Raw genomic sequence first — 20987 nt, forward strand, 5'->3', positions numbered from 1 at the left:
GGCGACGAAGCAACACCAAAGGGCCGTATCCCCGTTAAGGGGGTACGGCCCTTCCGCTTTTTCCGTGTGGCGCATGCCTTGCTGAGCCGAGCGCGAGTGGACTATACCTGTGCGCGTCCGGGCCGCCGCGGTTCGAGCGGCCCCCCGGGCCCTCCTTCACATATCCGACGAAGGCGAGGACACAGCATGGGATCCACGGGTGAGGGCCTCGGCCGACGGGACCTGATCAAGCGCTCCGCGGCACTCGGCCTGATTTCCGTCCCGACGATGAGTTTCCTGTCCGCGTGCGCCTCGGGCGGCGGGGACGCGAGCACCAGCGGCCCGGCCAAGGCGCCGATCACCAAGGAGAACCCGTTCGGGGTCGCCAGGGGCACCAAGCTGGACGTCGTCGTCTTCAAGGGCGGATTCGGCGACGACTACGCCAAGGCCTGGGAGGCCGCCTTCGACAAGAAGTGGGGAACCAAGAGCGACCACCTCGGCACCCAGGAGATCACCGGCAAGCTCCAGACGCGGTTCAACGGCGGCAACCCGCCCGACGTCGTCGACAACTCCGGCGCCCAGAAGATCAAGCTGGACGTGCTCTTCAGGAGCAACCAGCTCGCCGACCTCACCCCGGTGCTCGACGCGCCCTCGCTCGACGACCCGGACAAGAAGGTCCGGGACCTGCTGATCCCGGGGACGGTCGAACAGGGCATGCAGGGCGGCACATTCGTGTCCCTGAACTACGTCTACACCCTCTTCGGGTTCTGGTACTCCGGCAAGCTCTTCAAGGAGAAGGGCTGGACCCCGCCGAAGACCTGGGAGGAATTCCTCGCCGTGTGCACCCGGGCGAAGGACGCCGGTATCGGCGGCCTCGCCCATCAGGGGAAGTTCCCCTACTACATCAACGTGGTCATCATGGACCTGATCGCCAAGAAGGGCGGTCTGGAGGCCATGAAGGCGATCGACAACCTGGAGCCGAACGCCTTCGAGGGCAGCGCGGACGCACTCGCCGCCGTCGAGGCGGTCTACGAGGTCGTCGAGAAGGGCCTGCTGATGCCGGGCACCAACGGACTGACCCATACGGAGTCCCAGACCGCCTGGAACCAGTACAAGGCCGCGTTCATCCCCTCCGGCTCCTGGCTGGAGAACGAGCAGCTCAAGCAGACCCCGGACGACTTCGACATGCAGTTCCTGCCGATGCCGCTGCTGCCCGGCAGCAAGCTGCCCTTCGAGGCCGTCAGGGCCGGCGCCGGCGAGCCCTTCATCGTCCCGGAGCAGGCCGCCAACAAGCCCGGCGGCCTGGAGTTCATCCGTTCGATGCTGTCCCGCGAATGGTCGACCATCTTCGCCCAGCAGGCCAACTCGCTCACCGTGGTCAAGGACGGCGTGGACCCGGGCGTGAAGCTGCGGCCGGGCACCCGGTCGGCGGTCGCGGCGCTGAAGGCAGCCGGGCCGAACACGTTCAACTACCTGTACACCGAGTGGTACAGCGAGATGGACACCGCGATCCAGGACGCGTCCAATGAGCTCATGGCCAAGCGGATCCAGCCGAGGGAGTGGATCAAGAGGGCCCAGATCGCGGTGAACAAGGCCGCGCAGGACCCGAGCGCCAAGAACAACCGCCGGGCCTGACGCCACCGGGACCGGCGGCCAGGACCAGGGACCAGGACCGGGGACCACCAGGGACGGACACCATGAGCCAAGTAGCCCAGGGCAAGGGGCGGAGCGGCTTCATCGCCGGCTTCCTCCTCGTACCCCTCGCGCTGTACCTGACCTTCGTCATCTGGCCGTACGTACAGACGTTCGGCTACTCCTTCACCAACTGGACCGGCCAGTCGCCGACGTTCGACATCGTCGGCCTGGACAACTACGCGGCCCTGATGAAGGACGAGGTCTTCCGCGGGGCCCTGTGGCACAACCTGCTGCTCCTGGTGTTCGTCCCCGTGCTCACCATCCTGCTCGCCCTGTTCTTCGCCTTCATGGTGAACGCGGGCGGCCGGGGCGGCGCCGGCGGCGTGCAGGGCGTGCGGGGATCGGGCTTCTACAAGATCGTCTACTTCTTCCCGCAGGTCCTCTCGCTCGCCATCCTCGCCGTCCTCTTCGGCGCCGTGTACCGCAGCGACGAGGGGGGCCTGCTCAACGGGGTCCTCATCCGGACGGGCCTGGTCGACCGGCAGGCACCCATCGAATGGCTCAACGAGCCGGGGTTCGTGCTCTGGTGCCTGCTCCTGGTGGTCGTCTGGCACGGCGTCGGCTTCTACCTGGTGCTCTTCTCCGCCGCCATGCAGTCCATCCCGAAGGACATCTACGAGGCCGCCCTCCTCGACGGCGCGGGGCGCGCCCAGACCTTCCTCAGGGTCACGCTGCCCCTGCTGTGGGACTCTGTGCAGACCTCCGCGGTCTATCTGGGCATCGCCGCCATGGACATGTTCGTGCTGGTCTCCACGATGACGTCCGGACAGTTCGGCGGCGGCCCCGACCACCACAGCGAGGTCATGGCGACGGTGCTGATGCGCAACTTCCTGTACTTCGGCAAGAGCGGTTACGCCTGCGCCATGGGCGTCGTCATGCTCGCCCTGACCATGATCCTCTCCATCGTCACGCTGCGCGCCACCCGCCGCGAGCGCATCGAGTTCTGAGCCGGAGGCCTCCATGACCACAGTCGTCAAGGCACCGGGCGAGGCCGCCGCCGAGCGGCCCGGCAACGGCGGGCCGGGGGAGGACCGGGGCCGCCGCCCCGACGGCGTGGTCCTCAACGTCTTCTCCCACGGCTTCCTGGCCGTGTGGGCCGCGCTGATCGTCCTGCCCCTGGTCTGGCTGGCGCTCGGCTCCTTCAAGACCGACGCCCAGATCGGCGGCTCGGCGCTGACCTGGCCCGCCCGGTGGAACCTCGACGCCTTCGGCCGGGCCTGGGACAAGGGCATCGGCGACTACTTCGCCAACACGCTGATCGTGATGGTGTTCTCGGTCCCGCTGACCATGCTCTTCGGGTCGATGGCGGCGTACGTCCTGGCCCGCTACCCCTTCCGGGGCAACCGGTTCATCTACTACTTCTTCGTCAGCGGGGCGATGTTCCCGGTCTTCCTGGCGCTGGTCCCGCTGTTCTTCATGGTCAAGCGGTTCGACATGCTGAACACGTACCACGGCCTGGTGCTGGTCTACGTGGCCTACTCGATGCCGTTCACCGTCTTCTTCATGCACGCGTTCTTCCGGACACTGCCCACGGCGGTCCACGAGGCGGCCGTGATCGACGGGGCCTCCCACACCCGGATCTTCTTCCAGGTGATGGTGCCGATGGCCAAGCCCGGCCTGATCAGCGTCGGGATATTCAACACGCTCGGCCAGTGGAACCAGTACATCCTGCCCTCGGTGCTGATGCAGCCGCAGACCGGCTCGGACCCCGAGCGCTACCTGCTCACCCAGGGCCTGATCCAGCTCCAGCAGCAGCAGGGGTACGCGACCGACCTGCCGGTGCTGTTCGCGGGCGTGACGATCGCGATGATCCCGATGCTCGTGGTCTACCTCTCCTTCCAGCGCCAGATCCAGGCGGGCCTGACCTCCGCCACCCTCAAATAGCCCCGTCCGGTACGACCGCCCAGCTGACCGCCGAGACCGAGGGGTCCAGCGAGAGGTTGCTGACCGCCTCCTCCAGGGCCTTGCAGCCCTCGCCCTCGGCGGTCAGCAGCGCCGAGACGGTCACCCGGCCCGGCACCGGCCCGTCCTGGCTGCGGATCTCCCGCAGCTGGTAGCCGGGCCGGCCCAGGGCGTCCACCAGCCGGTGCCGGATGTGGGCCTCCTCCGCCTCCAGGCACACCGCCTCGAAGTGGTAGTCGGTGGCGACCTCCGCCCCGCCGCGCGGCTCCCGGTCCAGGCGCCGGCCCAGCGGGCGCAGCAGGAGGTTGGTCCCCACCACGCCCACCGTTCCCAGGGCGGCCAGCACGAACAGGCCCACGCCCGCCAGGCAGCCCACGGCCGCCGAACACCACAGGGTCGCCGCCGTGTTCAGGCCGCGCACGCTCAGCCCGTCCCGCATGATCACGCCCGCGCCCAGGAAACCGATCCCGGACACGATCTGGGCGGCGACGCGCGAGCCGTCGTACCCGACCTGCGGGACCTCGCTCAGGAAGCCGTACTGCGAGAGCAGCACGAAGAGAGCCGCGCCGCCCGCCACCAGGGCGTTGGTGCGCAGGCCCGCCATCCGGGCCCGCCACTGCCGTTCCAGGCCGATGAGGGACCCGAAGCCGAGGGCCGCGGCCAGGTGCCCGGCCATCATCCACTGGTTCACCATCGGTCCGACTCCTTCCCCTCGCTACAGCCAGGTGTGGAACCGGCGGATGTACCAGGTCTTCACGGCCTGCGTGAGCGCGCAGTAGGCGAGCAGCACACCGATCAGCCACGGGAAGTAGCCCGCCGGCAGCGGTACGAAGCCCAGGGAGCCGGCCAGCGGCGAGAAGGGCAGGTACAGGCCGGTCAGCACCGCAAGGACGGTCATCACCATCACCGGCCAGGAGGCCCGCGACTGGATGAAGGGGATCTTCCGGGTACGGATCATGTGGACGATGAGGGTCTGCGAGAGCAGGCCCTCGACGAACCAGCCGGACTGGAAGAGCGACTGGTGCGCCTCACTGTTCGCCCCGAAGACGTTCCACATGATCACGAACATGGCGATGTCGAAGATCGAGCTCACGGGGCCGATCGTGACCATGAACCGGCCGATGCCCTTGGCATCCCAGTTGCGCGGCTTGCGCAGGTACTCCTCGTCCATCCGGTCCCAGGGCGTGGCCAGCTGGGCGATGTCGTACACCAGGTTCTGCACCAGCAGCATGATCGCGAGCATCGGCTGGAACGGGATGAAGGCGCTGGCCACCAGGACCGAGAAGACGTTGCCGAAGTTCGACGACGCCGTCATCTTGATGTACTTGATCGTGTTGCCGAAGGTGGTGCGGCCCTGCACCACGCCCTGCTCCAGGACGGTGAGGTCCTTCTCCAGCAGGATGATGTCCGCCGACTCCTTGGCGATGTCCACGGCGGTGTCGACGGAGATGCCGACATCGGCGTCGTGCAGCGCGGCCGCGTCGTTGATGCCGTCCCCGAGGAAGCCGACCGTGTGCCCCTCGGCCTGCAGGGCCCGCACGATCCGGGCCTTCTGCACCGGGTTGACCTTGGCGAAGACGGTCGTACGGGCGGCCAGCGCGCGCAGTTCGGCGTCGTCGAGCCGGTCGGTCTCGGCGCCGGAGACGACATGCCCGACGTGGATGCCGACGTCCGCGCAGACCCGGGCGGCCACCAGCTCGTTGTCGCCGGTGACCACCTTCACCGCGATGCCCTTGTCCGCCAGCCCCTGCAGGGCGGCGGCCGCGTCGGCCTTCGGCGGGTCGAGGAAGGCGAGGAAGCCGACCAGGGTCAGCCCTTCCTCGTCCGCCACGGTGTAGGTGTCGCGCGGGGTGTCCAGGGTGCGGGTGGCCACGGCCAGGACCCGCAGGCCGTCACGGCCCATGGCCTGCGCCGTCGCGGTGGCCCGCAGCCGGCGGGACGCGGTCAGCTCCACCCGCTCGCCGCCGTCGGTCAGGTGGGTGCACAGGTCCAGGACCTCCTCGACCGCACCCTTGGTGATCATGACGTGCTCGGGCCGGCCGGCCCGGCCCAGCAGGGAGTTGCGGCTGAGCACCACGGACATCCGGCGCCGGGCGAAGTCGAAGGGGATCTCGTCGACCATCGAGAACCGTGCGTCGACGACAACCTCCTCGGCCTCGCCCACGCGGTCGATGACCGCCTGGTCCATCAGGTTGCGCAGGCCCGTCTGGAAGTGCGCGTTGAGGTAGCCGTACTCCAGGACCTCGTCGTCCTCGTCGCCGTGCACGTCGAGGTAGCGGTCCAGGACGATCCGGTCCTCGGTGAGGGTGCCGGTCTTGTCGGTGCACAGCACGTCCATCGCGCCGAGGTTCTGGATCGCGTTCAGCCGCTTGACGACCACCTTGCGCCGGGACATGGCGACCGCGCCGCGCGCCAGGTTGGCGGAGACCACCATCGGCAGCATCTCGGGGGTCAGGCCCACCGCGACGGCGATACCGAAGAGGAACGCCTCGTCCCAGTCGCCCTTGGTCAGGCCGTTGATCGCGAACACGACCGGGACCATGACCAGCATGAAGCGGATCAGCAGGAAGCTGACGCGGCGCACGCCGGTGTCGAAGTTGGTCTGCGGGCGCTCGCCCGCCAGGGAACCGGCCATCGAGCCGAAGTAGGTGCCGGCGCCGGTGGCGACGACCACGCCGGTGGCGGTGCCGGAGGTGACCGAGGTCCCCATCAGGCAGAGGTTGTCGGCCTCGACCGGGTCGGTGGTCAGCTGCTGGCCGAGGTCCTGGGCGGCGGCGTACCCCCCGGCGGAGCGGGCGGGCGTGTCGGCCTTGGCGACCGGCAGCGACTCGCCGGACAGGGCCGCCTGGCTGACCATCAGGTCCTTGGACGTGATCAGCCGCAGGTCGGCGGGGATCAGGTCGCCGGCGGCGAGCTTGACGACGTCGCCCGGGACCACCTGGTCCATGGGGATCTCGAAGGTGGTCGGCCCCGAGCCGCTGCCGGCCCGCCGCTGCACCGCGCAGGTGGTGGTCACGAGCTGCTTGAGGGCGTCGGCGGCGCGGCCGGAGCGGAACTCCTGCCAGAAGCGCAGCAGGCCGCTGATCGCCACCATCACGGAGAGGATGACGACGCCGGGATCCGCGGGGTCCTGCCAGTACATGACGGCGGCGAGGAAGACCAGGACGCCGATGAAGGGGTTCGCGAACGCCTTCGCCAGCTGGACGGTCCAGTGCGGGGCCCGGTCGTGGGCGACGGCGTTGGCGCCGTGCCGCTCCAGGCGCAGCCGGGCCTCGTCGTGCGTGAGGCCGTTGCGGGTGGCGCCCAGCTCCTCGAGGACCTGGGCGCCCGGCCGGGCGCTGAGGGCGGTGAGCCGGTCGCCGGCCCGACGGGTGCGGGCCTCCAGCTCGGCGGCCTTGCGCTCGCGCCGGGTACGGCCCGGCGGCGCGAGTTTCGTCGGGGTACGGGGGGTGAGCATGGTCATGACGAATGCCTCCCTCCACGCGATCCGGACAGCACGGAGCCGTACGGTCACGCGGAGTGGTCATGGACCGGCGGGGCGGCGCCTTGATGCGGCCGGACCCGCGGGTCGGCATGCCGGAGGGGCCCACGCGAGGCGCGAGCGGGCATGCGGAAGGAAGATGAGGAAAAGAGGAGTCAGCGCTTCAGCTGACGATCACGATTGCGATCGGAAGGTGATCAGCCGACGAGGGCGCGGCGGGAACTTCGGTCGGGACTCATCCCGAACACCTCCTCGCGTCGCGCTGTCATGGCAGGCGCCCGGTTCGGCCGAAAAGCCGCAGATGACCGGCGCCTCAGCGACCGTAACACGAACCCGGCCGGTGGTTCTCTCATACTTTCGGCCCCAAGGAGACGATTCGTGCTGGCTCAGCCTCTTGACGTGTGGAGGGCCAAAGGCTCGACTTAGGGTTCACAAGTTGGAGACGCCGAGGTCTCGACACCGCGACCTCGGCCGGGGGGCGACGGCAGGCCGTCGCTTGTAGGCAGGAGTGGATGAGTCGTGGAGACTCCGGGTTCGCAGTCCTCGCTGCACCGCGCGAATCTCGAACGGGTCGTGCGGGCCGTCCGGCTCGCCGGCTCGCTGACCCAGGCGGAGATCGCCCGTACCACCGGACTGTCGGCGGCCACGGTCTCCAACATCGTCCGGGAGCTGAAGGACGGCGGGACGGTCGAGGTCACGCCCACCTCGGCGGGCGGCCGGCGGGCGCGCAGCGTCTCCCTCAGCGGTGACGCGGGCATCGTCATCGGCGTCGACTTCGGGCACACGCACCTGCGGGTCGCGGTCGGGAACCTGGCCCACCAGGTGCTGGCCGAGGAGGCCGAGCCGCTGGACGTGGACGCGTCCTGGGTGGACGGCTTCGACCGGGCGGAAGCGCTGGTCGGGGAGCTGATCGAGGACACCGGGGTGGGCCGCGACAAGATCATCGGGGTGGGCCTCGGCGTCCCCGGGCCCATCGACGTCGAGTCCGGCACGCTCGGCTCGACCTCCATCCTGCCGGGCTGGGCGGGCATCAATCCGCGCCAGGAGCTCTCGCAGCGGCTCGGCGTCCCCGTGTACGTCGACAACGACGCGAACCTCGGCGCGCTGGGCGAGCTGGTGTGGGGCAGCGGCCGCGGGGTCAAGGACCTCGCGTACATCAAGGTGGCCAGCGGCGTCGGCGCGGGCCTGGTCATACGGGGTCAGATCTACCGCGGCCCCGGCGGCACGGCCGGCGAGATCGGGCACATCACCCTCGACGAGTCGGGCCCGGTGTGCCGCTGCGGCAACCGCGGCTGCCTGGAGACCTTCGCCGCCGCCCGCTACGTGCTGCCGCTCCTGCAGGGCAGCCACGGACCGGAACTGACGATGGAACGGGTGGTCGAGCTGGCCCGCGCGGGCGACCCCGGATGCCGCCGGGTGGTCTCCGACGTCGGCCGGCACGTGGGCAGCGGGGTGGCGAGTCTGTGCAACCTCCTGAACCCGAGCCGCATCGTGCTCGGCGGCTCGCTCGCGGAGGCGGGTGAACTCGTGCTGGCTCCCATACGTGAATCAGTGGGGAGGTACGCGATCCCCAGCGCCGCCCGGCAGTTGTCGGTGGTCACCGGATCGCTGGGCAGCCGTGCCGAGGTGCTGGGCGCGCTGGCCCTCGTGCTCAGCGAAATGGGCGATTCCACCCTGCTTGGCGGGACTTCGACCCCCGCCCTCTTGTCTTCAGTTAGATAACGGATGACTCCGTTGTCATCTCGTTAAGGATTCACTCCTTGACGACAAAGTTGCGGCCGAGGTTGACTCACACCACCTCGGCCGCAGCGTTGCGGCCTCGTCAGGGAGGTTCGAGAAATGAACACGCGTATGCGTAGAGCCGCCGTTGCCGTCGCCGCCACCGCGATGGCCGCCTCGCTCGCCGCCTGTGGCAGCGCCAAGGAGGCCGGCGAGAAGCCCGCGGCGTCCGGCTCCGCCGCCAAGAGCGACGCGATCAAGGTCGGTCTGCTCCTGCCCGAGAACCAGACCGCGCGCTACGAGAAGTTCGACAAGCCGCTCATCGAGAAGAAGATCGCCGAGCTCACCGGCGGCAAGGGCGAGGTCGTCTACGCCAACGCCAAGCAGGACGCGACCGCGCAGAACTCGCAGGTCGACGCGATGATCACCAACAAGGTGAACGTCCTGATCATCGACGCCGTCGACTCCAAGGCCATCGCGGGCGCGGTCAAGCGGGCCAAGGACGCCGGTATCCCGGTCGTGGCCTACGACCGCCTGGCCGAGGGCCCGATCGACGCCTACACCTCCTTCGACAACGAAGAGGTCGGCCGCGTCCAGGGCAAGGCGCTCCTGGAGGCCCTGGGCGACAAGGCCAAGGACGGCCAGATCGTCATGATGAACGGCTCGGTCACCGACCCGAACGCCAAGCTGTTCAAGCAGGGCGCCCACTCCGTGCTCGACGGCAAGGTGAACGTCGGCAAGGAGTACGACACCGTCGAGTGGAAGCCGGAGAACGCCAACACCAACATGGCGGGCGCCATCTCCGCGCTCGGCAAGGACAAGATCGTCGGCGTCTACTCCGCCAACGACGGCATGGCCGGCGGCATCATCACCGCCCTCAAGGCGGCCGGCCTGAACCCGCTGCCCCCGGTCACCGGTCAGGACGCCGAACTCGCCGGCGTGCAGCGGATCGTGGCGGGCGAGCAGTTCATGAGCGTCTACAAGCCGTACGCGCCGGAGGCCGAGGCCGCCGCGAAGATGGCCGTCGCCCTCGCCAAGGGCGAGAAGCTCGACTCCGTGACCACTTCCAAGGTCGACAGCCCCACCACCAAGGGCGTCCCCTCGGTCCTGGTCCCCGTCGTCTCGCTCACGAAGAACAACATCAAGGACACTGTCATCAAGGACGGCGTCTACACCGTGGACGAGATCTGCTCCGACAAGTACGCGGCCGCCTGTGCCACGGTCGGCCTGAAGTAGGCCCCCGGGCCCGGTGGGGCCCGTCGGCCCTCCGTACGGCCCCGGGCCCGCCGCAGGGTCCCCGGGCCCCGCGGGTACGGTCCCGGGCCGCCCGCGGGGCCCCGAAGGCTCCGCGAGGCTCCGGGCACGCCGTACGCGAGCCTCCCGGCCCCGCGCGAAGGCCCCCGGCCCCCGCGCGAAAGGCCCCGGCCCTCCCGCGAAAGGCCCCGGCCCTCGTGTGAAGGCCCCCGTCCCCCCGCCCCGAGGGGGGACACCTCCCGCCTGCCCGGTGCCCCCGCCCCCTCTTCCCCCGCCACCGCGGGGGCGCCGGGCAGAAACGATCCACCCACTCTGCTCCACCCCACCCCACCCCACCTTCCGCACTTCTTTGCACGACATCCCCGCTGGTCAGGCGGCGAAGGAGATGGTTCATGTGTCCGCTGCGCCCGTGCTGGCGTTGCGAGGGGTCTCGAAGCGGTTCGGCGCCGTCCAGGCCCTGACCGACGTAGAACTCGAGATCCACTCCGGCGAGGTGGTCGCCCTCGTCGGCGACAACGGCGCCGGTAAGTCCACGCTGGTCAAGACGATCGCCGGCGTGCACCCCATCGATGACGGCGTCATCGAGTGGGAGGGCCGCCCGGTGTCGATCACCAAGCCCCACGACGCCCAGAACCTGGGCATCGCGACGGTCTACCAGGACCTCGCGCTGTGCGACAACATCGATGTCGTCGGCAACCTCTTCCTCGGCCGCGAGCTCAAGCGCCGCGGGGTCCTGGACGAGGTGGAGATGGAGCGCCGCGCCCGCGAGCTGCTCACCACCCTGTCCATCCGGATCCCCAGTGTCCGGATCCCCATCGCCTCGCTCTCCGGCGGTCAGCGCCAGACCGTGGCCATCGCCCGCTCCATGCTGGGCGAGCCCCAGCTCGTCATCCTCGACGAGCCCACCGCCGCCCTCGGCGTCGAGCAGACCGCCCAGGTCCTCGACCTCGTCGAGCGGCTGCGCGAGCGCGGCCACGCCGTCATCCTCATCAGCCACAACATGGCCGATGTGAAGGCCGTCGCCGACAAGGTCGCGGTGCTGCGGCTCGGCCGCAACAACGGCGTCTTCACCGTCGCCGACACCTCGCAGGAAGAGATCATCTCCGCCATCACGGGCGCCACGGACAACGCCGTGACCCGCCGGGCGGCGCGCACCGGGGAGGCTCGCAAGTGAGCACCGAACACCACGCCGCGGACCACGGCACCGAGGCCGTCGCGGAACTCGCCAACCCCGCCGCCCCGCACGACGCCATCCCGGCCGTGGACCCGCGCCTGCTCGTGCGCGAGCAGGGCCTGTCCGGCTACGTGAGCGAGTTCCGGCGCAAGATGCGCGCCGGCGACCTGGGATCCCTCCCGGTCGTGATCGGCCTGATCGTCATCTGGAGCATCTTCCAGGGACTGAACTCCAACTTCCTCTCCCCGGAGAACCTCAACAACATCGCGATCACGATGGTCGCCACCGGCATGATGGCGGTCGGCATCATCTTCGTGCTGCTGCTCGGCGAGATCGACCTCTCGGTCGGCTCGGTCAGCGGAGTCTCCGGCGCCCTGTTCGCCGTCCTCGCCGTCACCCACGGCGTCAACGAGTGGCTGGCGGTCCTCGCGGCCATCGCCGGCGGCGCGGTGATCGGCGCCATCCACGGCTTCTTCTTCGCCAGGATCGGCGCCCCCGCCTTCGCGGTCACCCTGTCGGGCCTGCTGTTCTGGTCGGGGTTCATGCTCCAGCTGCTCGGCAGCAACGGCACGATCAACATCGACTCCGAGGGCGTGGTGGGGCAGCTCACCACGTTCTACTTCTCGGACGTCGCCGCCGGCTACGGTCTCGCCCTGCTGGCCGTGGTGGCGTACTTCCTCGCCACCTTCTTCGACAACCGCCGCCGCCAGGCCGCGGGCGTCCCCTCCCGGCCGCTGAACGAGATCCTGCTGCGCACCGGCTTCCTCGCGCTCGTCACGTTCGGGCCGGCGGCGGTCTTCAACCAGTACAAGGGCCTGCCGCTCGCGGTGCTGCTCTTCGTGCTGGTGCTGGTCGGCACGGACTTCCTGCTGCGCCGCACGGGCTTCGGCCGCAAGGTCTTCGCCCTCGGCGGCAGCGTCGAGGCCTCCCGCCGCGCCGGCATCAACGTGGCCGGCGTACGCATCGCGGTCTTCGCGATCGCGGGCACCTTCGCGGCCGTGGGCGGCCTGTTCTGGGCCTCCAAGATCGCGGCGGCGAACCAGAGCGCCGGCGCCGGTGACCTGCTGATGAACGTCATCGCGGCGGCCGTGATCGGCGGCACCAGCCTCTTCGGCGGGCGCGGGCGGACCTGGAACGCCCTCCTCGGTGTCATGGTCATCACCTCCATCCAGTACGGTCTCGCCCTGGAGGGGATCGCCACCCCGATCCAGTACATGATCACCGGTGCGGTGCTGCTGGCGACCGTGGTGATCGACTCCGTCACCCGCAAGACCCAGAAGACGGCGGGCCGCGCCTAGGCCGACAGGGCGTAGCGACCGGACCGGCGTCTTCCAGGTGCCCGGTGCCACCTCACGGTGGCGCCGGGCACCCGCGTGTCCCGACGCGTCCGCCGGTGCGTACGTCAGTGCGTTCCCTCACCCGCTCGTGGTGTGTGACCTCGTACCGGTGTGTACACGTATGACAATGGTGTGACCGACCCGGGACCGCCCGATGACGCCCGCCGCGAGCGGAACATTAGACTCGACAGACCAGCAAGCAACTGCAAGGAGGCACGGGTGCTGCTGCCCCGCATCAAGGGACCGCGAGATCTGGACCGGCTCAGCCCGGAGCAGCTGGACCAGCTGGCCGCGGAGATCAGGTCCTTCCTTGTCGACGCGGTCTCCAAGACCGGCGGGCACCTCGGCCCCAACCTCGGCGTCGTCGAACTGACGATCGCCCTGCACCGGGTCTTCGACTCGCCCAAGGACAAGATCCTTTTCGACACGGGCCACCAGGCCTACGTGCACAAGCTGCTCACCGGCCGTCAGGACTTCGGCAACCTGCGCTCCAAGGGCGGCCTGTCCGGCTACCCCTCGCGCGCCGAGTCCGACCACGACGTGATCGAGAACAGCCACGCCTCCACCGTGCTGGGCTGGGCCGACGGCCTCGCCAAGGCCAACCAGGTGCTCGGCCGCGACGACCACCACGTGGCCGCCGTCATCGGCGACGGCGCGCTGACCGGCGGCATGGCCTGGGAGGCGCTGAACAACATCGCCGCCGCCAAGGACCGCCCGCTCGTCATCGTCGTCAACGACAACGAGCGCTCCTACGGCCCCACCATCGGCGGCCTCGCCAACCACCTGGCCACCCTGCGCACCACCGACGGCTACGAGCGCTTCCTGGCCCGCGGCAAGGAGATCCTGGAGCGCACCCCGGTCGTGGGCAAGCCGCTCTTCGAGACCCTGCACGGCGCCAAGAAGGGCCTGAAGGACTTCATCGCCCCGCAGGGCATGTTCGAGGACCTGGGCCTGAAGTACATCGGCCCCATCGACGGCCACGACGTGGAGGCCCTGGAGTCCGCCCTCATCCGCGCCAAGCGCTTCAGCGGCCCGGTCATCGTGCACTGCCTCACCCAGAAGGGCCGCGGCTACACCCCGGCCCTGGAGCACGAGGCGGACCGCTTCCACGCGGTCGGCGTGATCCACCCCGACACCGGCCTGCCGGTCAAGACCGCCGCCGCCAGCTGGACCTCCGTCTTCGCCGACGAGATGGTCAAGATCGGCCACGAGCGCGCGGACGTCGTCGGCATCACCGCCGCCATGCTCCACCCGGTCGGCCTCAACAAGTTCGCCGAGGCCTTCCCGGACCGCATCTACGACGTCGGCATCGCCGAGCAGCACGGCGCGACCTCCGCCGCGGGCCTGGCCACCGGTGGCGTCCACCCGGTCTTCGCCGTGTACGCCACCTTCCTCAACCGCGCCTTCGACCAGGTCCTCATGGACGTCGCCCTGCACAAGTGCGGGGTCACCTTCGTCCTGGACCGGGCCGGCATCACCGGCGACGACGGCGCCTCCCACAACGGCATGTGGGACATGTCCATCCTCCAGGTCGTCCCCGGCCTGCGGCTGGCGGCCCCGCGCGACGCCGAGCAGCTGCGCGCGCAGCTGCGCGAGGCCGTCGAGGTCAAGGACGCCCCCACGGTGGTCCGCTTCTCCAAGGGCGTCGTGGGCCCCGCCGTCCCGGCCATCGGGCGGATCGGCGGCATGGACCTGCTGCGCGCCCCAGCCCCCGAGGTCACCCGGCCGGACGTACTGATCGTCTCGGTCGGCGCGCTCGCCCCGATGTGCCTGGAGATCGCCGACCTGCTCGACAAGCAGGGCATCTCCTCCACCGTGGTCGACCCCCGCTGGGTCAAGCCGGTCGACGAGGCCCTGGCGCCGCTCGCCGAGCGGCACCGCGTGGTCGTCACCGTCGAGGACAACGGCCGTACCGGCGGTGTGGGCGCCGCGGTCGCGCAGGCCCTGCGCGACGCGGGCGTCGACGTACCGCTGCGTGACTTCGGCATCCCGCAGCGCTTCCTCGACCACGCCCTGCGCAAGGAGATCATGGCCGAGATCGGCCTGACCGCTCCGGACATCGCGCGGCAGGTCACCGGCCTGGTGGCCAAGCTGGACGGCCGTCTGGACAACGAGCCGGCCGCAGCGGTCGACTAGTTCCGGCACCCCCGCGGGGACGCCCTGTTGCACGGACCGGGCCGGGAGATCACTCTTGAAGAGTGGTTCACCCGGCCCGTTCGCGTATGCCGGCACCTCCCGGTCGCGCCGGGGGGACCCTGAGTTCGGAGGTGTGTCCGTGACTACGGATATCAACAGCCCCTTCCGTACGAAATCGGTCGAGCAGTCCATCCGTGACACCGAAGAGCCGGAGCATCAGCTCAGGAAGTCGCTCTCCGCGTGGGACCTCATGATCTTCGGTGTCGGTGTCATCATCGGCACGGGCATCTTCGTCCTCACGGGCATCGCGGCCCGGAACAACGCCGGACCCGCCACCGCCCTGTCCTTCGTGGCCGCGGGCGTCGTCTGCGCCCTCGCGGCCCTGTGCTACGCCGAGTTCGCCTCGACGGTGCCGGTGGCCGGATCGGCGTACACCTTCAGCTACGCCTCGATCGGCGAGCTGCCCGCCTGGATCATCGGCTGGGACCTGGTGCTGGAATTCGCCCTGGGCACCGCGGTGGTCGCGGTCGGCTGGTCCGGGTACGTACGCCATCTGATGGACACCAACCTCGGCTGGGAGCTGCCCAGGGCGCTGGCCGGACCCGACGCGGGCGGCTCCTTCGACCTGATGGCCTTCCTGCTGGTCCTGGCGCTCACCGCGATCCTGGTGGTCGGCACCAAGCTCTCGGCGCGGATCACCGCCATCGTCGTCGCCATCAAGGTGACCGTGGTGCTGCTGGTCATCGTCGCGGGCCTGTTCTTCATCAAGGCCGACAACTACTCGCCGTTCATCCCGCCGGCCAAGCCCCAGGAGGAGACCGTCAGCGGCTGGCACGCCCCGCTGGTCCAGCTGATGTTCGGCTACGAGCCGACCAACTTCGGCGTCATGGGCATCTTCACCGCCGCCGCGCTGGTGTTCTTCGCCTTCATCGGCTTCGACGTCGTGGCGACGGCGGCCGAGGAGACCAAGAACCCGCAGCGCGACATGCCGCGCGGCATCCTGGGCTCGCTGCTGGTCTGCACCGTGCTCTACGTCGCCGTGACCCTGGTCGTCACCGGTATGCAGCACTACACGCAGATGTCGCCGACCGCACCGCTCGCCGAGGCCTTCAAGTCCGTGAACCAGCCGTTCTTCGCCGGCGCCATCAGCCTCGGTGCCGCCGTCGGCCTGATCACGGTCAGCATGATCCTGCTGCTCGGCCAGACCCGGGTGTTCTTCGCGATGAGCCGCGACGGTCTGCTGCCGCGCTTCTTCTCCGTCACCCACCCGAAGTACCGCACCCCGTACCGCGCGACCATCCTGCTCGGTGTGGCCATCGCCTTCCTCGCCGGCTTCACCAGCCTGGAGAAGCTCGCGGAACTGGTGAACATCGGCACCCTGTTCGCCTTCGTGGTCGTCGCGCTCGGCGTGATCATCCTGCGCCGGACCCGCCCCGACCTGCACCGCTCCTTCCGCACCCCGTGGGTGCCGGTGCTCCCGATCGTCTCGATCGCGGCCTCCCTGTGGCTGATGCTCAACCTGCCGGCCGACACCTGGCTGCGGTTCGGGATCTGGATGGCCATCGGCATCGTCGTCTACTACGCGTACGGCCGCGGGCACAGCCGGCTCGGCCGCGGCCTCGAACGCGGCGACGAGCAGGTGCCGCACACCTGAACCACGAGCGCATCACCCGGCCTTGGCGGGGGAGTCCTTCGCCGAGGCCGGGATCTTCTCGTCCTTGCGCACCGCTTCCCACAGCTGCGTCGCCTGCGGCTCGGCCACCACCACCCGGTTGGGGTCGATCCGGTCGTAGGCGACCGGCAGCATGATGGTCTCCATCGTGCTCGGGTCCACGCCCTGCACGCTCTGCGCGAACTCGGCGAGCGCGCTCAGCGAGCCCAGCCCCGAATCGGTGGTCAGCGACTTGGTGCCGGCGTCGGCGAGCTTGTAGAGCCGCGCCGGGTTGGACAGGGCGTCCTGCTTCTTCAGCTCCGCCAGCAGCGCCATCATGAACTGCTGCTGGAGGCCTATCCGGCCCAGATCGCTGCCGTCGCCGTAGCCGTAGCGGGTGCGGACGAACCGCAGCGACTGCTCACCATTGAGCCGGTGCGTGCCCGCGTCCAGCTTGAGGCTGCCCTTGGCCCCCGACATCGGCTTGTCCAGGGTGACGGTGACCCCGCCGAGGGCGTCCACGAGCCCCTTGAAGCCGGCGAAGTCCACCTCCACGAAGTGGTCGACACGGACGCCGGACATCTGCTCGACCGTCTTGACCACACAGGCCGGACCGGCCAGCGAGTAGACCGAGTTGAACATGACCCGGTTCGCGGAGCGCACCGTGGCGCCGTCGGCGTCCTTGCACTCGGGCCGGGTGACCAGGGTGTCGCGGGGGATGCTCACCGCGGTCGCCCTGGCCCGGCCCTCGGGTATGTGCACCAGCATCGCGGTGTCCGAACGGGCGCCGCTGACCTGCCCGTGGTCCAGCTCGGCGTTGGCCCCGGCGCGCGAGTCGGAGCCGATCACCAGGATGTTCCGGGCGCCCGGGACCACCTTCGGCGGCCGGTTGTCGCCGATCGCCGCGTCCAGGTCGACGCTGGCGAGGTTGCTGTCCAGCCGGTGGTACGCCCACCAGCCGGCGCCCGCCGTACCCAGCACCAGCAGGGCCAGGACCAGCAGGCCGATCCGCAGGGCACGCCGCCCCCGGGAGCGGGGCTTCGTTTCCGGAGTGTCAGCAGTCATGCCCGGGACCGGCCTTCCGAACGGGTGGGTGGAGTCTCGCGGGCTACAAGATAAACGTACGCGCGCTCGATTGCGGAGATATGGTCCTGCCACGTGCCGAGAGGCCCGCCCGCACCAGGTGCGGACGGGCCTCTCGCGCGATCGCGCCGGGTGTTACGCCGGGACGCTCGCGACGCCCGGGGCGAGGAACTTCTTGCCGTTCACGCGCTCCGAGACGCCCTCACGGTCCAGGTACGGCGTGATGCCGCCCAGGTGGAAGGGCCAGCCGGCGCCCGTGATGAGGCAGAGGTCGATGTCCTGGGCCTCGGCCACGACGCCCTCCTCCAGCATCAGGCCGATCTCCTGCGCCACCGCGTCCAGGACGCGCGCGCGGACCTGCTCCTCGGTCAGGACGGAGTCGCCCTGCACCAGGAGCGCCGCGACCTCGGGGTCCAGCTCCGGCGCGCCGGAGTCGTAGACGTAGAAGCCGCGCTTGCCGGCCTCGACGACCCGCTTGAGGTTCGGCGAGACGGTGAAGCGCTCCGGGAAGGCACCGTTGAGGGTCTCCGAGACGTGCAGACCGATCGCGGGGCCCACGAGCTCCAGGAGCACCAGCGGGGACATCGGCAGGCCGAGCGGCTCGATGGCCTTCTCCGCCGTGACGACCGGGGTGCCCTCGTCGATGACGTTCTGGATCTCGCCCATGAAGCGGGTCAGGATGCGGTTCACGACGAACGCCGGGGCGTCCTTGGTGAGGACCGCGGTCTTCTTCAGCTTCTTGGCGACGGCGAAGGCCGTGGCCAGGGAGGCGTCGTCGGTCTTCTCGCCGCGGACGATCTCCAGCAGCGGGAGGATCGCGACCGGGTTGAAGAAGTGGAAGCCGACCACGCGCTCCGGGTGCTGGAGCTTGGAGGCCATCTCCGACACCGACAGCGAGGAGGTGTTGGTGGCGAGGATCGCGTGCGCCGGGGCGACCGCCTCGACCTCCGCGAACACCTTCTGCTTGACCGACATCTCCTCGAACACGGCCTCGATGATGAAGTCCGCGTCCGCGAAGCCCTCGGCCTTGTCCAGGACACCGGTCACCAGGGCGGTCAGGCGGTTGGCCTTGTCCTGGTTGATGCGGCCCTTGCCGAGCAGCTTCTGGATCTCGGCGTGGACGTAGCCCACGCCCTTGTCCACGCGCTCCTGGTCGATGTCGGTGAGGACCACCGGCACCTCCAGGCGGCGCAGGAAGAGCAGCGCCAGCTGCGAGGCCATCAGGCCCGCGCCGACGACGCCGACCTTGGTGACCGGGCGGGCCAGGTTCTTGTCCGGGGCGCCGGCCGGGCGCTTGCCGCGCTTCTGGACCAGGTTGAAGGCGTAGATGCCCGAGCGCAGCTCGCCGCCCATGATGAGGTCGGCCAGCGCCGTGTCCTCGGCGTCGAAGCCGGCCTGGAGGTCGCCGTCCTTGGCCGCCGCGATGATGTCCAGCGCGCGGTAGGCGGCCGGGGCCGCGCCGTGCACCTTGGAGTCGGCGATGAAGCGGCCCTTGGCCACGGCCGCGTCCCACGCCTCGCCGCGGTCGATCTCGGCGCGTACGACCTCGGTCTGGCCGGTCAGGACCCGCGCGGTCCACAGCAGGGACTGCTCCAGGAAGTCCGCGCCCTCGAAGATCGCGTCGGCGATGCCGAGCTCGAAGACCTGCTTGCCCTTGAGCTGGCGGTTCTGGTTCAGCGAGTTCTCGATGATGACCGAGACCGCGCGCTCCGCACCGATGAGGTTCGGGAGGATGGCGCAGCCGCCCCAGCCCGGAACCAGACCGAGGAAGACCTCGGGCAGCGAGAAGGCCGGGATGGCCTTCGACACGGTGCGGTACGTGCAGTGCAGGCCGACCTCGACGCCGCCGCCCATCGCCGCACCGTTGTAGTACGCGAAGGTGGGCACGCCCAGCGAGGACAGCCGCTTGAAGACGTCGTGGCCGCCCTTGCCGATGGCCAGCGCCTCGTCGTGCTGCTTGAGGAGCTCGACGCCCTTGAGGTCGGCGCCGACCGCGAAGATGAACGGCTTGCCGGTGATACCCGCGCCGACGATGGAGCCGGCGATGGCCTCCTGCTCGACCTGGTCGATCGCCGCGTTCAGGTTGGCCAGCGACTGCGGGCCGAACGTGGTCGGCTTGGTGTGGTCGAAGCCGTTGTCCAGCGTGATGAGCGCGAAGCGCCCGGCGCCGAACGGCAGGTCGAGGTGGCGGACGTGCGCCTGCGTGACGACCTCGTCCGGGAACAGCTCGGCCGCGCCCTTCAGGAGCTCAGCGGTGGTGCTCACTTGTTGCCTCCGGCGAAGTGCGGGTTCTCCCAGATGGTCGTCGCGCCCATGCCGAAGCCCACGCACATGGTGGTCAGGCCGTAGCGGACGTGCGGCTGCTCCTCGAACTGGCGGGCCAGCTGCGTCAGCAGGCGGACGCCGGAGGAGGCGAGCGGGTGGCCGAACGCGATGGCGCCGCCGTACTGGTTGACACGCGCGTCGTCGTCGGCGATGCCGTAGTGCTCCAGGAAGGCGAGCACCTGGACGGCGAAGGCCTCGTTCAGCTCGAACAGGCCGATGTCCTCGATGGACAGGCCGGCCTGGGCCAGGGCCTTCTCGGTGGCCGGGATGGGGCCGTAGCCCATGACCTCCGGCTCGACGCCGGCGAAGGCGTAGGAGACGAGGCGCATCTTGACCGGGAGGTTGTTCTCGCGGGCGAAGTCCTCGGAGGCGATGAGGGAGGCGGTGGCGCCGTCGTTGAGACCGGCGGCGTTGCCCGCGGTGACCCGGCCGTGCACGCGGAACGGCGTCTTGAGGTTCGCCAGGTTGTCCATGGTGGTGCCCGGACGCATCGGCTCGTCGGAGGTGACCAGGCCCCAGCCCGTCTCACCGGCGTCCGCGTTGGTGCGGCGTACCGCGACCGGCACCAGGTCCTGCTGGATCTTGCCGTCGGCGTACGCCTTGGCGGCCTTCTCCTGGGAGTTCACCGCGTACGCGTCGCAGCGCTCCTTGGTGATGGTCGGGTAGCGGTCGTGCAGGTTCTCCGCCGTCATGCCCATGAACAGGGCGGACTCGTCGACCAGCTTCTCGCTCACGAAGCGCGGGTTCGGGTCCACGCCCTCGCCCATCGGGTGGCGGCCCATGTGCTCGACACCGCCCGCGATGGCGATGTCGTACGCGCCGAAGGCGATGGAGCCGGCCACGGTGGTGACGGCGGTCAGCGCGCCGGCGCACATGCGGTCGATGGCGTAGCCGGGGACGGTCTCCGGCAGACCGGCGAGGATGCCCGCGGTACGGCCGATCGTCAGACCCTGGTCGCCGATCTGGGTGGTGGCGGCGATGGCCACCTCGTCGATCTTCTTCGGGTCGAGGTCCGGGTTGCGGCGCAGCAGCTCCCGGATCGCCTTCACGACGAGGTCGTCGGCGCGGGTCTCGTGGTAGATGCCCTTCGGGCCCGCCTTGCCGAACGGGGTGCGGACGCCGTCGACGAAGACGACGTCCCTGACGGTACGAGGCACGATGGCTCTCCTCCAGGGTGCGGGTGTGCACTGCTGCGCGGCGGCGCCGCCGCGACTGGGCTGAGCGCGCGCTCACCCGGCCCATGCTACTTGC

At 69.8% G+C, this 20987-nt stretch carries 14 protein-coding genes; 9 read left to right on the top strand and 5 right to left on the bottom strand.

Annotated elements, in window-relative coordinates; all coding sequences use genetic code 11:
* Positions 1-186: 186 nt before the first annotated feature.
* The 3 genes from ngcE to ACIPXB_RS27265 all read left to right on the top strand — a co-directional run bounded on the left by ngcE (position 187) and on the right by ACIPXB_RS27265 (position 3558).
* Positions 187-1614 carry an N-acetylglucosamine/diacetylchitobiose ABC transporter substrate-binding protein gene (ngcE, locus tag ACIPXB_RS27255; RefSeq protein WP_401454037.1) on the top strand — a complete coding sequence of 476 codons (1428 nt, stop codon included), beginning with the start codon at positions 187-189 and terminating at the stop codon, positions 1612-1614.
* Positions 1615-1676: 62 nt separating this feature from the next.
* Positions 1677-2621: a carbohydrate ABC transporter permease gene (locus tag ACIPXB_RS27260; RefSeq protein WP_401454038.1), complete on the top strand. Its 945-nt coding sequence runs from the start codon at positions 1677-1679 to the stop codon at positions 2619-2621.
* A 13-nt stretch (positions 2622-2634) separates the two neighbouring features.
* Positions 2635-3558, top strand: a complete 924-nt coding sequence (locus ACIPXB_RS27265; protein ID WP_401454039.1) for a carbohydrate ABC transporter permease — start codon at positions 2635-2637, stop codon at positions 3556-3558.
* Here the strand turns inward: ACIPXB_RS27265 and ACIPXB_RS27270 are convergent.
* Complete coding sequence (locus ACIPXB_RS27270; protein WP_401454040.1) at positions 3551-4270, bottom strand: MgtC/SapB family protein; 720 nt, start codon at positions 4268-4270, stop codon at positions 3551-3553. The genes ACIPXB_RS27265 and ACIPXB_RS27270 overlap by 8 nt on opposite strands.
* A 21-nt stretch (positions 4271-4291) precedes the next feature.
* Positions 4292-7039, bottom strand: a complete 2748-nt coding sequence (gene mgtA, locus ACIPXB_RS27275) for a magnesium-translocating P-type ATPase (protein WP_401454042.1) — start codon at positions 7037-7039, stop codon at positions 4292-4294.
* 537 nt (positions 7040-7576) lie between these two features.
* Here mgtA and ACIPXB_RS27280 point away from each other — a divergent pair.
* The 6 genes from ACIPXB_RS27280 to ACIPXB_RS27305 all read left to right on the top strand — a co-directional run bounded on the left by ACIPXB_RS27280 (position 7577) and on the right by ACIPXB_RS27305 (position 16331).
* Entirely contained in the window at positions 7577-8779 is a 1203-nt protein-coding gene (locus tag ACIPXB_RS27280) for an ROK family transcriptional regulator (protein WP_401454043.1), read from the top strand.
* A 117-nt stretch (positions 8780-8896) separates the two neighbouring features.
* Entirely contained in the window at positions 8897-10012 is a 1116-nt protein-coding gene (locus ACIPXB_RS27285; protein WP_401454044.1) for a substrate-binding domain-containing protein, read from the top strand.
* Between the two features lie 403 nt (positions 10013-10415).
* Positions 10416-11204 carry an ATP-binding cassette domain-containing protein gene (locus ACIPXB_RS27290; protein ID WP_401454045.1) on the top strand — a complete coding sequence of 263 codons (789 nt, stop codon included), beginning with the start codon at positions 10416-10418 and terminating at the stop codon, positions 11202-11204.
* A complete protein-coding gene (locus tag ACIPXB_RS27295) occupies positions 11201-12502 on the top strand; it encodes a sugar ABC transporter permease (protein ID WP_401454046.1) in 1302 nt (433 codons plus the stop codon). The genes ACIPXB_RS27290 and ACIPXB_RS27295 overlap by 4 nt, the downstream gene beginning before the upstream one ends.
* Positions 12503-12760: 258 nt before the next feature.
* A complete protein-coding gene (dxs, locus tag ACIPXB_RS27300; RefSeq protein WP_401454047.1) occupies positions 12761-14677 on the top strand; it encodes a 1-deoxy-D-xylulose-5-phosphate synthase in 1917 nt (638 codons plus the stop codon).
* A gap of 139 nt (positions 14678-14816) precedes the next feature.
* Positions 14817-16331 carry an amino acid permease gene (locus ACIPXB_RS27305; protein WP_401454049.1) on the top strand — a complete coding sequence of 505 codons (1515 nt, stop codon included), beginning with the start codon at positions 14817-14819 and terminating at the stop codon, positions 16329-16331.
* A 12-nt stretch (positions 16332-16343) separates the two neighbouring features.
* On the opposite strand, the gene ACIPXB_RS27310 is transcribed toward ACIPXB_RS27305, so the two are convergent.
* The 3 genes from ACIPXB_RS27310 to ACIPXB_RS27320 form a co-directional block, all read right to left on the bottom strand.
* A complete protein-coding gene (locus ACIPXB_RS27310) occupies positions 16344-17393 on the bottom strand; it encodes an LCP family protein (protein ID WP_401454050.1) in 1050 nt (349 codons plus the stop codon).
* Between the two features lie 153 nt (positions 17394-17546).
* The gene (locus tag ACIPXB_RS27315; RefSeq protein WP_401454052.1) at positions 17547-19676 is read right to left on the bottom strand and encodes a 3-hydroxyacyl-CoA dehydrogenase NAD-binding domain-containing protein; all 2130 of its coding nucleotides are present in this window, start codon (positions 19674-19676) and stop codon (positions 17547-17549) included.
* Positions 19673-20893: a thiolase family protein gene (locus tag ACIPXB_RS27320; protein WP_401454053.1), complete on the bottom strand. Its 1221-nt coding sequence runs from the start codon at positions 20891-20893 to the stop codon at positions 19673-19675. Before ACIPXB_RS27320 ends, ACIPXB_RS27315 begins: the two co-directional genes overlap by 4 nt.
* Positions 20894-20987 lie beyond the last annotated feature (94 nt).

This window comes from Streptomyces sp. NPDC090022, assembly GCF_044748145.1.
Lineage (GTDB): Bacteria > Actinomycetota > Actinomycetes > Streptomycetales > Streptomycetaceae > Streptomyces.

Coding starts and splice junctions, on each gene's coding strand:
- ngcE (WP_401454037.1), top strand. CDS start 187: ATGGGATCCACGGGTGAGGGCCTCGGCCGACGGGACCTGATCAAGCGC.
- ACIPXB_RS27265 (WP_401454039.1), top strand. CDS start 2,635: ATGACCACAGTCGTCAAGGCACCGGGCGAGGCCGCCGCCGAGCGGCCC.
- ACIPXB_RS27285 (WP_401454044.1), top strand. CDS start 8,897: ATGAACACGCGTATGCGTAGAGCCGCCGTTGCCGTCGCCGCCACCGCG.
- ACIPXB_RS27310 (WP_401454050.1), bottom strand. CDS start 17,393: ATGACTGCTGACACTCCGGAAACGAAGCCCCGCTCCCGGGGGCGGCGT.
- mgtA (WP_401454042.1), bottom strand. CDS start 7,039: ATGACCATGCTCACCCCCCGTACCCCGACGAAACTCGCGCCGCCGGGC.
- ACIPXB_RS27260 (WP_401454038.1), top strand. CDS start 1,677: ATGAGCCAAGTAGCCCAGGGCAAGGGGCGGAGCGGCTTCATCGCCGGC.
- ACIPXB_RS27290 (WP_401454045.1), top strand. CDS start 10,416: ATGGTTCATGTGTCCGCTGCGCCCGTGCTGGCGTTGCGAGGGGTCTCG.
- ACIPXB_RS27270 (WP_401454040.1), bottom strand. CDS start 4,270: ATGGTGAACCAGTGGATGATGGCCGGGCACCTGGCCGCGGCCCTCGGC.